General features: G+C 47.9%; 15 protein-coding genes and 1 other annotated feature. Of the genes, 14 read left to right on the forward strand and 1 reads right to left on the reverse strand.

Translation table 11 applies throughout. The annotated features are described in order from the left end of the window. Window positions 1-88: 88 nt before the first annotated feature. Entirely contained in the window at window positions 89-367 is a 279-nt protein-coding gene (locus tag OF158_RS06270) for a YlmC/YmxH family sporulation protein (RefSeq protein ID WP_014095552.1), read from the forward strand. A 41-nt stretch (window positions 368-408) separates the two neighbouring features. Here OF158_RS06270 and OF158_RS06275 read toward each other — a convergent pair whose 3' ends face one another. Continuing rightward, window positions 409-945, reverse strand: coding sequence for a 3D domain-containing protein (locus tag OF158_RS06275; RefSeq protein WP_035181903.1), 537 nt, complete (start codon window positions 943-945; stop codon window positions 409-411). A gap of 273 nt (window positions 946-1,218) precedes the next feature. Here OF158_RS06275 and pgeF point away from each other — a divergent pair, with 273 nt between their 5' ends. The 13 genes from pgeF to OF158_RS06340 all read left to right on the forward strand — a co-directional run bounded on the left by pgeF (window position 1,219) and on the right by OF158_RS06340 (window position 13,850). Then, entirely contained in the window at window positions 1,219-2,043 is an 825-nt protein-coding gene (gene pgeF, locus OF158_RS06280) for a peptidoglycan editing factor PgeF (protein WP_035181900.1), read from the forward strand. After that, window positions 2,040-2,717, forward strand: a complete 678-nt coding sequence (locus tag OF158_RS06285; protein ID WP_014095549.1) for a YggS family pyridoxal phosphate-dependent enzyme — start codon at window positions 2,040-2,042, stop codon at window positions 2,715-2,717. The genes pgeF and OF158_RS06285 overlap by 4 nt, the downstream gene beginning before the upstream one ends. Window positions 2,718-2,743: 26 nt before the next feature. Then, window positions 2,744-3,193: a cell division protein SepF gene (locus tag OF158_RS06290; RefSeq protein ID WP_013858990.1), complete on the forward strand. Its 450-nt coding sequence runs from the start codon at window positions 2,744-2,746 to the stop codon at window positions 3,191-3,193. A 5-nt stretch (window positions 3,194-3,198) separates the two neighbouring features. Continuing rightward, the gene (locus OF158_RS06295; protein ID WP_014095548.1) at window positions 3,199-3,471 is read left to right on the forward strand and encodes a YggT family protein; all 273 of its coding nucleotides are present in this window, start codon (window positions 3,199-3,201) and stop codon (window positions 3,469-3,471) included. Window positions 3,472-3,531: 60 nt separating this feature from the next. After that, window positions 3,532-4,308 (forward strand): YlmH family RNA-binding protein, encoded by a 777-nt coding sequence (locus OF158_RS06300; protein WP_035181897.1) that lies wholly within the window; start codon window positions 3,532-3,534, stop codon window positions 4,306-4,308. 107 nt (window positions 4,309-4,415) lie between these two features. Then, window positions 4,416-4,931, forward strand: coding sequence for a DivIVA domain-containing protein (locus tag OF158_RS06305; protein ID WP_026685108.1), 516 nt, complete (start codon window positions 4,416-4,418; stop codon window positions 4,929-4,931). A gap of 49 nt (window positions 4,932-4,980) precedes the next feature. Continuing rightward, window positions 4,981-5,201 (forward strand) — a binding site (T-box leader). A gap of 93 nt (window positions 5,202-5,294) precedes the next feature. Further along, window positions 5,295-8,063: an isoleucine--tRNA ligase gene (gene ileS / locus OF158_RS06310; RefSeq protein WP_035181910.1), complete on the forward strand. Its 2,769-nt coding sequence runs from the start codon at window positions 5,295-5,297 to the stop codon at window positions 8,061-8,063. Between the two features lie 201 nt (window positions 8,064-8,264). Beyond that, window positions 8,265-8,513: a hypothetical protein gene (locus tag OF158_RS06315; protein ID WP_035181895.1), complete on the forward strand. Its 249-nt coding sequence runs from the start codon at window positions 8,265-8,267 to the stop codon at window positions 8,511-8,513. 216 nt (window positions 8,514-8,729) lie between these two features. Continuing rightward, on the forward strand, window positions 8,730-9,227 hold the full coding sequence (lspA, locus tag OF158_RS06320) for a signal peptidase II (RefSeq protein ID WP_080738137.1): 498 nt from the start codon (window positions 8,730-8,732) through the stop codon (window positions 9,225-9,227). Beyond that, window positions 9,199-10,110, forward strand: a complete 912-nt coding sequence (locus OF158_RS06325) for an RluA family pseudouridine synthase (protein ID WP_035181891.1) — start codon at window positions 9,199-9,201, stop codon at window positions 10,108-10,110. Before lspA ends, OF158_RS06325 begins: the two co-directional genes overlap by 29 nt. 170 nt (window positions 10,111-10,280) lie before the next feature. Further along, entirely contained in the window at window positions 10,281-10,823 is a 543-nt protein-coding gene (pyrR, locus tag OF158_RS06330) for a bifunctional pyr operon transcriptional regulator/uracil phosphoribosyltransferase PyrR (RefSeq protein ID WP_035181890.1), read from the forward strand. A gap of 483 nt (window positions 10,824-11,306) precedes the next feature. Then, a complete protein-coding gene (gene ltrA / locus OF158_RS06335) occupies window positions 11,307-12,716 on the forward strand; it encodes a group II intron reverse transcriptase/maturase (protein WP_048339776.1) in 1,410 nt (469 codons plus the stop codon). A gap of 234 nt (window positions 12,717-12,950) precedes the next feature. Next, on the forward strand, window positions 12,951-13,850 hold the full coding sequence (locus OF158_RS06340; protein WP_026685101.1) for an aspartate carbamoyltransferase catalytic subunit: 900 nt from the start codon (window positions 12,951-12,953) through the stop codon (window positions 13,848-13,850). Window positions 13,851-13,905: the final 55 nt, after the last annotated feature.

The raw sequence follows: 13,905 nt of genomic DNA on the forward strand, positions 1-13,905 counted from the left end.
GCAACGCCTCCGCTTTTCTATTCGTAAAATCCGCCCCCCGTGCATAAACTTGTATTACATGTCGGAAAGACAGCAGGGGGGAGAGCAGATGGTCCGAATTTCAGATTTTCAAGTGAAAGATGTTGTCAGCATATCGGACGGCAGAAAACTCGGAAACGTGGAAGATATTGATATCAATCTGGATAATGGCACAATTGAAAGCATCATTGTCGGCGGCTCGTCGGGGAAAATGTTCGGCTTATTTGGAAAAGAGGACGAAGTGGTCATCCCGTGGAGCAACATCGTCAAAATCGGCGCCGATGTGATCCTCGTCAGGTTTAAAGAGTCGGCCTATACCCAGCAGCAGCTGCAGGAACCGAGAAAATAAGCGCGGCCTGACAAAGAAAAAAACGGCCGCGCAGCCGTTTTTTACTTATACACTTTAATTGTCACCGTTTTTCGGCCCCACTGGAGGGCTTTCTTTTTACTTGAAATAAAGACATCAATTTTTTTCCCTTTGATAGCCCCGCCGGTATCACTGGCAACAGCCATCCCGTAACCCGGAACGTACACTTTCGAACCGAGCCGGATCACCTTTGGATCGACCGCAATCACTTTTGCGGAAGGATGTCTTTTTAAGTTGAAGCCGGTCGCCGTAATCCCGCCGCCGGAACCCGCTGTATAAGCCGTTGCTTTCACCGTTATCGTGCGGTAAGAAGAAGACGAAGATGAAACTTTTTTTGCAGGCGTTTTCGTCTGGATTTTCAGCTTCTGCTTCACCCGGATCATATTTGACCTCAAGTGGTTCCAGCTTTTTAACTGTGCCACAGTCACATGATATTTACCGGCAATTTTATATAATGAATCTCCCGGCTTCACCGTATATGTTGTTGTTGCTGCAAATGCATGGCCCGTCCCAATAGACAACATACAAACAGTCAGTAGTGATACTAAAGTTTTTTTCAAATTCATTCCCTCTGTTATGTAAGTTTTTGTTATTGATAGAATAGCAGTCTTATATAACAGAGAGGTAACAGCAGTTTATTAGTTGCGTTACAAACCTGTTACATCTGAGGAATTTCTGAATCATCCTCGTTTTTAAGCTAAAAAGTAGAGAATTTTGATGAAATTTGCTATAAATAAAATCAGTACGGAAAAAACGGATTGAATGCTAAAATCTATAGAAGACATATGGATAAAAAGGTATAATAGTACAAAAGAGAAACCGGGTGAGGCGAGATGAGAGAACCGTTTATAAAAACACAGGACGTGTATTATTCTGTCGGTGCCTGGCAAAAAAACGGGTTATGTGCCGGATTTACAGTGAAAAACGGCGGCACAAGCACAAATTTTCCCGGCACTTTAAACCTTGCTTTCCATGTGAACGATGACCCTGCAGCGGTGAAGAAAAACCGAGAGATCATTGCAAGTGCGGCCGGATTCCCTTTATCAAACTGGATCGGGGCCGAACAAACGCATGAAGACCATGTGCAACGGGTCACGCATAAAGATGCCGGCAAGGGGGCGGCTGATTATCGTTCCGCTTTTCCGCATACGGACGGATTGTATACCGATGAAAAAGACATATTGCTTGTGCTGGCGTTTGCGGACTGTGTGCCGGTTTTCTTTTTCGCACCGAAGTACGGGCGCGTCGGGATCGCACATGCCGGGTGGAAAGGAACCACCCGCGGGATTGCGGCTAAAATGGTTGAAAAATGGGTAAAGGATGGCGTACCGCTTGATGAAATAGAAGCCGTTATCGGGCCGTCCATTTGCGGCGAATGCTATCTTGTTGATGACCGTGTCATCCAGGCTGTCCGCCCTTGGACTGGCAAAGAAGAAAAATTACCGTACGTGGAAAAATCACCCGGCCAGTATGCACTTGATTTAAAGCAGTTAAACAAAATCATATTACAGCAGGCAGGCATTCCGGAAAGCCGGATCGCAATCAGCAGCCTGTGCACAAGCTGTTGTGAAGAAGACTTTTTTTCGCACCGGCGCGATCACGGCGCTACCGGGAGAATGCTTGGCTTTATTGGGATAAAAGGAGCACCGGAGAAATGAAAGTATCGGAAAACCTCGCGCGCATCAACGAAAAAATTGAAAAAGCGTGCCAAAGGGCAGGAAGAAGCCGCGGGGATGTGGAAATCATTGCAGTAACGAAATATGTCACAACAGAAAGAGCAAAAGAGGCACTGGAAGCAGGCATTCAGCATTTAGGCGAGAACCGCGATGACGGTCTTCTAAAAAAATACGAGGCGCTCGGAAACCGTCCCGTCTGGCATTTTATCGGGACGCTGCAGACAAGGAAAGTCAAAAACATTATTGATAAAGTCAGCTACATACACTCTTTGGACCGTCTGAGCCTTGCAGAGGAAATCGAAAAAAGGGCGGCAAAATTGGATAAAGAAATCAATTGCTTTATTCAGGTGAATGTTTCCGGGGAAGAATCGAAACACGGGATGGCGCCCGGGCAAGTGGTGGATTTTGTCCGCAAACTGAAGGATTTTCCGCATATTCGCGTTGCGGGTCTGATGACGATGGCGCCGCTTACGGAAGATGAGGACGTCATCCGGCGCACATTCCGCGGGCTGAAACAACTGCAGCAGGACATTGAATCACTGCATTTGGATTACGCTCCGTGCCGCGAATTGTCGATGGGGATGTCCAACGACTTTGAAATTGCAGTAGAAGAAGGGGCGACTTTTGTCAGAATCGGCACTGCGCTTGTCGGATAAGGGAAAACAAACGGAGGTGTAATGGAATGGGACTGAAAACGAAATTTAAGTCATTCTTTTTGCTTGATGATGAATACGAAGACCAGGAAGAAGAAATGATGGAAAAAGAGTATGAAGAACCCGAGCAGCCCGCTGAGAAACCGGTCCGGCATGCGCGGCAAAATGTGGTCAGCCTGCAAAGCGTCCAAAAGTCTTCAAAAGTCATTCTGGTGGAACCGCGGGTATATGCCGATGCACAGGAAATTGCCGACCATTTGAAAAACAGGCGCGCGGTGGTCGTCAATTTGCAAAGCATGCCGCATGACCAGGCGAAGCGGATTGTCGATTTTCTGAGCGGAACGGTGTATGCCATTGCAGGCGATATCCAGAGAGTCGGCAGCAATATTTTTCTTTGTACGCCGGATAACGTAGAAGTTTCCGGAAAAATTTCTGAATTCCTGCAGGGACAGGAATATGACGATACGAGGTGGCCATAAACCGGATGGATCCAATTTTATTTTCAATTTTAAAGATCATTCTGCTTCTCATGAGAATTTACTCTTACATTCTCCTGATTTATATCTTTATGTCGTGGTTTAATCTCAGGGACACCGACATCGGGCGTTTGTTTGCGCGCGTTTCGGAACCTTATCTCGACCCTTTCCGCAGAATCATTCCACCGATCGGCATGATTGATATTTCTCCGATCGTCGCTTTTTTTGTCCTGGATTTGGCAAGAGCCGGCATTGCGGAAATTTTTTCATGGTTCATGTAAAAAGAGCCATTTTCAGAAAAAGGGACTGTGCAGTTCCTTTTTTTAAAAGGAGTCAGACAAATGGAATCGATTTACCAGCATTTCCGGCCGGATGAAAAGGAATTTATTGACCAGGTGCTGACCTGGAAACAATACGTGAAAGATGCGTATGCCCCTGAACTGACGGATTTTTTGGATCCGCGCATGCAGCGGATTGTCAACACGGTGATCGGAAACCACGGCGCAGTCTCTGTCCGGGCTTTTGGCGGATACAGAGAGAGTGAGCGGAAAAGAATGCTGCTTTTTCCTGACTATTTTTCTCCGGATGAGGACGACTTCCATCTTGCCTTATTCGAAGTCCATTACCCTGCCAAATTTGTTTCCTTTGAACATAAACATGTGCTTGGTTCGCTGATGGCGCTCGGCCTGAAACGCGAAAAATTCGGGGATATTTTAATCGGGGAAGGGCGCATTCAGTTTTTCGTGGCAGCGGAACTTTCGGACTTTATTCAAATGGAATTCCGGCAAATTGGAAAAACGCCGGTTACCCTTACGAAAATGCAGTTGGGCGAGGCCATCGGGCAACAGCAACGCTGGCTTGAAAAACAGGCCACCGTCAGTTCGCTCCGCCTTGATGCGATTTTATCCGCCGTTTACAATATTTCAAGGCAAAAAACGCGGGCGCTGATTGAGCACGGGCTTGTAAAAGTGAACTGGAAAACAGTGGAAGATCCGGCATTCCAGTGCGAGGAAGGTGATACTTTTTCAGCTAGGGGGTACGGGAGAAGCCGGCTCATCCGCGTGGAAGGCAAAACGAAGAAAGAAAAGTGGCGAATGGTGGCAGGGATTTTAAAATAATTTGATGGATTAGCAGGATTTTCCCAAAAAATCGTCGAATTCCATTATAATATAAAAAAGAAGGGGAATCTTGCAATCGAAAGGCAAATTGAACAGGAGGTGGCCACATGCCTTTAACGCCTTTAGATATACATAATAAGGAGTTCAGCAAAGGGTTTCGCGGCTATGATGAAGATGAAGTAAATGAATTTCTTGACCAGCTGATCAAAGATTATGAAATGCTGATCCGCGAAAAGAAAAACCTGGAAGATAAGGTGGCATCATTAAACGAACGCCTGAGCCATTTTACTTCCATTGAGGAAACTTTAAATAAATCGATTGTTGTTGCCCAGGAAGCGGCGGAAGAAGTCAAGGGCAATGCCCAGAAAGAAGCGAAACTGATCATCCGCGAGGCGGAAAAAAATGCCGATCGGATTGTCAATGAAGCCCTTTCGAAAGCAAGAAAAATTGCGCTCGAAATCGAAGAGCTGAAAAAACAGTCGAAAGTCTTCCGGACGCGCTTTAAAATGCTGATTGAGGCGCAGCTTGACCTGATTGATAGCGACGATTGGGAAAAGCTGATGGAATTTGAAGTCGATGCCACGGACTTTGAGCTCGAAGAAGAAGAAGCAAACCAGACTTGACGAATCCGAAAAAGGTCAACTATAATGGAATACATTCAATACTGTATACGAAAAAACGATGACAGGGCAGTAGGGTTGTGAAAGCTTTCCAAGCGAGCCGGGGATAGTGCGAGCCCGGCAAAGCGCGCAGTCTGAACATCCCCCTTGAGTTCTTGCCTTGAACGCCGAAAAGGCCAGTAGAGTTAAGCGGGACCTTCCACGTTACGGATGTCGAGCGGGCATATGGAATGCCTACTAGGGTGGTACCGCGGGAACCTTCTCGTCCCTATTTTGGGGATGGGAAGGTTTTTTTATTGGATTTTTGGCAAGGCTGAACATAACGAAAAATTCAAAATACAATATGCAAAAGGCAGGAGGATCAGCATGGATTACAAAGATACACTTTTAATGCCGAAAACGGATTTCCCGATGCGTGGAAATTTGCCGAAAAAAGAGCCGCAAATCCAGGCAAAATGGGAAGAAATGGATATTTATCAAAAGGTGATGAAACGCACGGAAGGAAGGCCCTTGTTTGTGCTCCATGACGGGCCTCCGTATGCAAACGGCGATCTCCATATGGGCCACGCCCTGAATAAAACATTGAAAGACATCATCAACCGGTTCAAATCAATGACAGGTTACCATGCCCCTTATGTACCGGGCTGGGATACGCACGGGTTGCCTATAGAGCAGGAACTGACAAAAAAAGGCGTGGACCGGAAATCGATGTCGGTTGCCGAATTCAGGAAACTGTGCGAAAAATATGCCCATGAGCAAATCGACCGCCAGCGGACAGCGTTTAAACGGCTCGGCGTGCGTGGCGACTGGGGAAATCCGTATTTAACGCTCCGGCCCGCGTATGAAGCCGAGCAAATTAAAGTATTCGGGGAAATGGCGAAAAAAGGCTATATTTACAAAGGCCTGAAGCCGGTATACTGGTCCCCTTCCAGCGAATCCGCGCTTGCAGATGCGGAAATTGAGTACAAAGACATTAAATCGCCATCGATTTATGTTGCGTTCGACGTAAAAGACGGAAAAGGCGTGCTTGATACGGATACGAAAATCGTCATCTGGACAACGACACCTTGGACCATTCCGTCAAACCTCGGCATTGCCGTCAATCCGGAGATCAACTATGTTGTCGTAAAAGTGGACGGCAAGAAATACCTGATTGCCGAAGCCTTGCTCGAAGAAGTAAGCGGCGTTTTGGAATGGGAAAACGCGGAAGTCGTTCAAACGGTTCCGGGGAAAAAGCTGGAGTACATTGTCGCAAAACATCCGCTGTACGGCCGCGATTCGCTCGTCATGCTCGGCGACCACGTCACAACCGACAGCGGGACAGGATGCGTCCATACCTCACCTGGACACGGGGAAGATGACTTTCTCATCGGCAAAAAATACGGGCTTGATGTGATTTGTGCTGTAGATGACAAAGGCATGATGACAAAAGACGCGCCCGGTTTTGAAGGATTGTTTTACGACAAAGCCAACAAACCGATCTGTGAAGCACTGGATCAGGCAGGTGCGCTTTTAAAATTGAAATTTTTAACGCACTCGTACCCGCATGACTGGCGGACGAAAAAACCGGTAATTTTCCGGGCAACATCGCAATGGTTCGCATCGGTTGATATGTTCCGCGATGACATTTTGAAAGCCGTTGAAGAGGTCAAATGGACGCCTGTATGGGGCGAACTCCGGATGCATAACATGATCCGCGACCGTGGCGACTGGTGTATCTCCCGCCAGCGTGCATGGGGTGTGCCGATCCCTGTTTTTTACGCGGAAAACGGCGAAGCGATCATCACGGAAGAAACCATCCAGCATGTATCCGACCTGTTCCGCGAACACGGATCAAACGTCTGGTTTGAACGGGAAGCGAAAGACCTGCTTCCGGAAGGCTTTACGCATCCGGCGAGTCCAAACGGCGTATTTAAAAAAGAAACGGATATTATGGACGTCTGGTTCGATTCCGGTTCTTCCCATCAGGGCGTGCTGGCTGCACAGGAAGGCTTGAAACGGCCGGCTGATTTGTACCTTGAAGGTTCCGACCAGTACCGCGGCTGGTTTAACTCATCGCTTATTACCAGTGTGGCGGTAACAGGGCACGCTCCGTACGACGGCGTTTTAAGCCATGGGTTTGTGCTGGACGGCGAAGGCCGGAAGATGAGCAAATCGCTCGGCAATACGATTTTGCCTGGCAAAGTGGTTGAACAGCTGGGGGCTGACATTATCCGCTTGTGGGTCGCTTCCGTTGACTATCAGGCAGATGTCCGGGTTTCCAATGAAATTTTAAAACAAGTGTCCGAGGTCTATCGGAAAATCCGCAACACATTCCGCTTCATGCTCGGCAATCTGAACGACTTCGACCCTGCCCAGCACCAAGTTGCCTATGAAGATTTGCGCGAGGTCGACCGGTTTATGCTTGTCAAACTGAACAAGCTTGTAAAGGAAGTGCGGGAGGCTTATGAACGGTACGAATTTGCCACCATTTATCATGCGGTGAACAATTTCTGTGCCACAGACCTCAGTTCGTTCTATATGGATTTTGCAAAAGACGTGCTGTACATCGAACTTGCAGACAATCCGGAACGCCGTGCGATGCAAACCGTTTTGTATGAATGCCTTGTTGCCTTAACCAAGCTGTTGTCGCCAATTTTGCCGCATACAGCCGATGAAGTCTGGCAGTATATTCCGGGTGTGGCGGAAGAAAGCGTCCAGCTGACCGATATGCCGGAATATGTGGATTTGCCGGATGCTGCGGCGCTTGAGGAAAAATGGAATGCGTTTATGGCGCTCCGCGGAGACGTTTTGAAAGCATTGGAAGAAGCGCGGAACGCAAAAGTAATCGGAAAATCGCTAACGGCAAAAGTGACCTTGTATGTGAATGCGGAGACGAAAGCACTGCTTGACAGCATTTCGGAAAGCAAAAAGCAATTGTTCATTGTGTCGGGATTTGAAGTGGCAGGGGCCATTGAAGACGCACCGGAAAATGCGCTGAAGCTTGAGCACGCAGCCATTGTTGTCGAAAAAGCGGAAGGCGAAACATGCGAACGGTGCTGGGTTGTAACGCCGGAAGTCGGCCTGGACCATGACCATCCGACGCTCTGCCCGCGCTGTGCACAAGTTGTAAAAACATTGATGCGGGAAGTGTAAAGCTTTAAGCCGGGGCTTGCATGAAGACATGCAGCACCGGCTTTTTTAACGGATTTCAGCCCATTGCCGGCGCCGGATTTTAACTGGCAAAAACCGTTTGCTGCTGCATGATTTTGTTACTTTTAGAAATCGTTTTTCTGCAAACAAGCCTTGCCTGCGGGAATGCTATAACCAACAAAGACGCGGGGAGGCTGTTGGAAGATGCGTAAAGATCCGAAACTTTGGCTGCAATCGCTACAGGCTGAATTATCCGAGTACGAGGTGAAGCATGAACTCGTGCAACATCTGGTTCAGGAAGAATTGAAAGAGATTGAGGCGGCATTGGACGGGTTTCACGGCACCCGGAAAGTTGACCCGGGCCTTGCGGAAATCCCTGCCCTGTTGCCTGCGGACCGGCAAACCATCCTGTCATACGGCAAAGTAACCGTCCCGTACGATCTTATTCACTAGAAAAGGGCGAAAGAAATGTCAAAAAGGCATTGCTTTTGCGCAACTTCAATCAGCAAAAATGGTTTCCGCCTAAAAGAAGCTGGCAGGAACGGGCGGACCGGATCCAGCCGTCCGTTCTTTTCACTTCCTGCTGTTTATGCTAAAATGCAGGAAGAAATATATTCCGGACCAGGTGGCATTTTGCGCCTGCCGTAAACACAGGCGGAGGAAAAGCGATTGGTTATTTTTTATTATGTGGTTGCACTCATTGTGATCATCTTGGACCAGCTGGCAAAATGGCTCGTTTTAAAAGGGATGGCGCTCGGGGAAAGCATCGAAGTGATTCCGGGTTTCTTTTTTCTCACATCGACGCGCAACACAGGCGCTGCCTTCAGCATACTGGAAGGGCAGATGTGGCTATTTTATCTCATTACCCTAATTGTCATTGCCGGCATTCTTTATTACATACAAAAATATGCGAAAGATAGGGCGCTAGTCGGCATCAGCCTCGGCCTTATATTAGGAGGGGCAATCGGCAACTTTATTGACCGCCTGTTCCGCGGCGAAGTGGTTGATTTTGTCCATTTGCGTTTCGGCAGTTATGATTTTGCCATTTTTAACGTGGCGGATGCCAGTTTAACGATTGGCGTTGTATTGTTGCTGATTTCAATGCTTTTGGAAGACAGAAAGACAAAGGAGAAAACCGATGGAAAAAATGGATCACACCATTCTTGAACACGAAGCAAATGAACGGCTTGATAAAATGGTCTCTTCTATCCGGGAAGAATGGTCAAGATCACAAGTTCAGCAATGGATTAAAGATGGTGACATTACCGTAAACGGCAAAAAAGAAAAAGCAAATTACAGATTGCAAACAGGCGACTTGGTTGAAATTGAGGTGCCGGAGCCGGAATTGCCCGATATTGAACCGGAAGACTTGCATCTTGATATCTATTATGAAGATGCCGATGTGCTTGTCGTCAATAAACCAAAAGGCATGGTTGTCCATCCGTCGAATGGGCATTTTACAGGGACGCTTGTGAACGGCCTGATGTACCACTGCAAAGATCTATCGGGTATTAACGGCGTGCTCCGCCCCGGGATTGTCCACCGGATTGACAAGGACACATCCGGGCTGTTAATGGTGGCCAAAAACGATTACGCGCACGAAAAGCTGGCGGCGCAGCTCAGTGAAAAAACGGTAACCCGCAAATATTTTGCGCTTGTTCACGGCAATATTCCGCATGAAGCCGGCACCATTGACGCCCCGATCGGAAGGGACCCGGCTGACCGCCAGCGGATGGCCGTGGTCGATAACGGAAAAGACGCGGTGACCCATTTCCGCGTGCTGGAACGGTTTGACCGGTTTACGTTTATCGAATGCCGGCTTGAAACGGGGCGCACCCACCAGATCCGCGTCCATATGAAGTATATCGGCCATCCTTTGGCAGGCGACCCGAAATACGGGCCGAAAAAAACGATTGATTTCGGCGGCCAGGCGCTCCATGCTGGGGTACTCGGTTTCCGCCATCCGCGCACAGGAGAAACGCTCACATTTGAAGCACCGCTGCCGGATGATTTCGCGCATCTTTTAAACACACTCAGGCGTGGGTTGTGAGCATCATGATATAAAAAAGGATTGACAAACGGATGAAAAACGGGTAAGGTAAAAATAACTTCATAAGCCTTTTAAAGACAGTCCCGTGAGGCTGGCAAGGGAACGTTCATTTTACAAAGCCTTCCTGCCTTCGGTGCGGAAGGCTTTGATTTTTCTCGGGAGGAGACACCATGGCCCAAAAAGCGGTAGTAATGGATGAAATCATGATCCGCAGGGCGTTGACGCGGATCGCCCACGAAATCATTGAACGGAATAAAGGCATTGAAGATACGATGCTCATCGGGATTAAAACGCGCGGCATTTACCTTGCCGAGCGTCTGGCGGAAAGAATTGCGCAAATCGAAGGGCGCAAAGTCGAAGTCGGCGAGCTGGACATTACGCTGTACCGTGACGATTTATCGAAAAAAACGGCAAACGGCGAACCGGAAGTAAAAGGCGCGAACCTGCCATCTAGCATCACCGATAAAAACATCGTGCTTGTCGATGATGTGCTGTATACAGGCAGGACAGTGCGCGCGGCGATGGACGCGCTGATGGATATCGGCCGCCCGAGCCGGATCCAGCTCGCGGTGCTCGTTGACCGCGGCCACCGGGAATTGCCGATCCGCCCCGACTTTATCGGAAAAAATATCCCGATGAGCCAGTCGGAAAGAATCGTTGTACAATTGACGGATGTGGACGGGCGGGACCTGGTCACAATCCACGATGTGTAATCCTTTTAAGCAAGCCCTGTGAGGTTTGCAAAGGAGGTTTGAAAGCCCCTTTGTACCCTCACGGCAAAGGGGCTTTTTCAGTGCGCCGTGCATGGCGATTCGCTAGGCGGTGTAAGTCCGCTATGGGGGTAGGTAGCGACCAACCATTAGCCAAGAGCAAGGGTGTCCATCGTGAGATGGAATCTGAAGGAAGCTGGAGGCAAAATTCTGACCCGAGGAACACGAACATCATTAGGCGTACTCTCACAGGGTAAGGCTGCTGAACAAGTCAAAGCCCAAAAGCTATCCGGATGTGGAAACGTAAATGGTGCGGGTACATGGAATGAAAGTGAATCACCTTACCACGGGAGGTCTCACGGACAGGTGGAAACAGAGTATGAAACCTGGTTGAAACAAGATTTGCCGTGAGAAGTCAGCAGAGGCCATAGTACGGAGATGCCTGGAGCATCGAAGGAAGGGCTGAACTAAAGGAAGTGGAAGTCAATGAAAGTTACCGAAGAAACGAACAAATGCAGAAAACAGGAAGAAACCTGCTGTCAAAAAGATACTGCGGAACAGGAAGGATATGACAGAGGGCATAGTTTCAAGAGGATAACTGAAAACAACACCACTAACACCAACAGACAGAACGAATGGATGCTCGAACGAATCCTTTCAAGTAATAACCTGCACCGTGCCTATAAAAAGGTAAAGAAAAACAAAGGTGCGGGCGGTGTCGATGGAATGAAAACAGGTGAACTTTTGGCATACCTAACTGAACATCAGAGGGAGCTCGTCCTCTCCATTCGAAATGGGACATACAAGCCCCAACCCGTTAGAAGGGTAGAAATACCAAAAGACAACGGGAAAACAAGGAAACTTGGAATACCAACGGTAGTAGACCGAGTCATCCAACAAGCCATTTCGCAGGTCCTAGTCCCTATATATGAAAGAAAGTTCTCAGACAATAGCTATGGTTTCCGACCACATAGAAGTACAAATCAGGCACTTCTCAAGTGCCAAAAGAATGTAAATGAAGGATACCAGTATGTAGTAGACCTGGACTTAGAACAGTACTTTGACACGGTAAACCATAGTAAGCTTATCCAGATATTGAGTGAAACAATTCACGACGGACGTGTAATCTCCTTAATCCATAAATTCCTAAATGCAGGTGTTATGATCAAAGGAATAAGGACAACAAATGATTTCGGTGTTCCACAAGGAGGACCACTAAGTCCGCTTCTTGCCAATGTAATGTTAAACGAATTGGATAAAGAAATGGAAGCAAGAAATCACCGATTTGTCCGTTACGCTGATGATGTGATCATATTCTGTAAAAGCCGAAGAAGCTGCGAAAGAACATACCATAACATTCTCCCATTCATTGAGAGGAAATTGCGACTCAAAGTGAACCGAGAGAAGACGATGATCACACATATTAGAAACATCAAGTTCCTGAGTTATGGATTCTACCTTTATGAAGGAAAATGCAAATTCCGGGTACACCCGAAGGGTGTTCAAAAATTAAAGGAGAAAATTCGCAGAATCACAGGAAGAAGCAACGGATTAAGCGTAGAGGAAAGAAAGAAAAGGCTAAACGACACTGTCCGAGGATGGGTAAATTACTACAAGCTAGCGGATATGAAAAGTCTGGTAACCAGACTGGACCAATGGACACGAAGAAGAATGCGAATGGTAACTTGGAAAAGATGGAAGAGAGTACGCACAAGATTTTATTGGCTCAAGAAATTAGGGATCAATAAAAGAAAGGCGTGGGAATGGGCTAACACAAGAAAAGGCTACTGGAGAATCTCCGGCAGCCATATCTTAGCTAGAACCCTTACAAACGAACTCTTCCGAAGAGCAAGGTATATAAGTTTTCTGGATTACTATCTGTCTGTACGGTCGTAAACTTTAGAACCGCCGTGTACGGAACCGTACGCACGGTGGTGTGAGAGGTCGGCTAATCAAATAATGATTAGCCTCCTACTCGATTTGAAATGAATACGGAACACCTTTTAACTGCAAGTCCGGAGAGGCTTGGAAGGGTGCCGGCCGCGCAAGGCTTTTGACTTGCCGTGCCATTTCACGCACCCTGCCATAAGCAGGGTGCTTTTTTGGCTGAAAAACAAAGGAGGATGGAACATGCAGCATTTTCTGACGATATCCGATTTGGGCAATGAGGAAATTTTGGAACTTCTGGAAGAAGCCGATGCCTTTTCAAAAGGGGCCGTATGGAAAGCGCCGGAGCCGGTTTTTGCAGCCAATTTGTTTTACGAGCCGAGCACGCGGACAAAATGCAGCTTTGAAGTGGCAGAACGGCGGATTGGCCTTGAGCTGCTTCCGTTTGAAGTCGGGGCATCAAGCGTGCAAAAGGGTGAAACATTGTACGACACGGTGAAAACATTGCAGTCGATCGGCGTCAAAGTGGTGGTGATCCGCCACCAGGAAGATGAATATTACAGGCAGCTCGCAGGGTTGGCGCTTTCGATTGTCAATGCGGGAGACGGCAGCGGCCAGCATCCGTCCCAATGCCTGCTTGATCTTTTGACGATCAAACAGGAATTCGGCGGCTTCCGCGGCTTAAAGGTGTGTATCATCGGTGATATCGTCCACAGCCGTGTTGCCAGATCAAATGCCGAAGCATTGAAAAAGCTCGGTGCCACCGTCACATGTTCGGGGCCTGTAGAATGGTTTGATCCGACCATGCATCTCCCGTACGTTCCGATCGATGACGGCGTAGCGGAAGCAGATGTCGTCATGCTGCTCCGCATCCAACATGAACGCCATCAAGAAACCGCTCATCTGACAAAAGAAGCATACCACCGCGCATACGGGCTGACGGTGGAACGGGAACGGATGATGAAACCGGGCAGCATCATTATGCACCCGGCGCCGGTCAACCGCGATGTCGAGATTGCAACTAGCCTCGTGGAATGCAGCCGGTCGCGGATTTTTAAACAAATGGAAAACGGCGTGTTTGCACGGATGGCGATTTTAAAAACGATTTTACAGAAAGAAAAAGCGGTTTTCCAGACAGCTTGAAAAATGAAAATTGCTATGGATCGCGCTATTTTGACAAAACAGAAAAGGTGGTTTG

It is taken from the genome of Weizmannia sp. WK01 (genome assembly GCF_025905465.1).
Classification (GTDB): Bacteria; Bacillota; Bacilli; order Bacillales; family Bacillaceae_C; genus Weizmannia; species Weizmannia faecalis.

Bases quoted from the DNA above. Each gene is read 5' to 3' on its own strand.
- OF158_RS06270 (WP_014095552.1), top strand. From the start codon at position 89: ATGGTCCGAATTTCAGATTTTCAAGTGAAAGATGTTGTCAGCATATCG.
- pgeF (WP_035181900.1), top strand. From the start codon at position 1,219: ATGAGAGAACCGTTTATAAAAACACAGGACGTGTATTATTCTGTCGGT.
- OF158_RS06285 (WP_014095549.1), top strand. From the start codon at position 2,040: ATGAAAGTATCGGAAAACCTCGCGCGCATCAACGAAAAAATTGAAAAA.
- OF158_RS06290 (WP_013858990.1), top strand. From the start codon at position 2,744: ATGGGACTGAAAACGAAATTTAAGTCATTCTTTTTGCTTGATGATGAA.
- OF158_RS06295 (WP_014095548.1), top strand. From the start codon at position 3,199: ATGGATCCAATTTTATTTTCAATTTTAAAGATCATTCTGCTTCTCATG.
- OF158_RS06300 (WP_035181897.1), top strand. From the start codon at position 3,532: ATGGAATCGATTTACCAGCATTTCCGGCCGGATGAAAAGGAATTTATT.
- OF158_RS06305 (WP_026685108.1), top strand. From the start codon at position 4,416: ATGCCTTTAACGCCTTTAGATATACATAATAAGGAGTTCAGCAAAGGG.
- ileS (WP_035181910.1), top strand. From the start codon at position 5,295: ATGGATTACAAAGATACACTTTTAATGCCGAAAACGGATTTCCCGATG.
- OF158_RS06315 (WP_035181895.1), top strand. From the start codon at position 8,265: ATGCGTAAAGATCCGAAACTTTGGCTGCAATCGCTACAGGCTGAATTA.
- OF158_RS06325 (WP_035181891.1), top strand. From the start codon at position 9,199: ATGGAAAAAATGGATCACACCATTCTTGAACACGAAGCAAATGAACGG.
- pyrR (WP_035181890.1), top strand. From the start codon at position 10,281: ATGGCCCAAAAAGCGGTAGTAATGGATGAAATCATGATCCGCAGGGCG.
- ltrA (WP_048339776.1), top strand. From the start codon at position 11,307: ATGAAAGTTACCGAAGAAACGAACAAATGCAGAAAACAGGAAGAAACC.
- OF158_RS06340 (WP_026685101.1), top strand. From the start codon at position 12,951: ATGCAGCATTTTCTGACGATATCCGATTTGGGCAATGAGGAAATTTTG.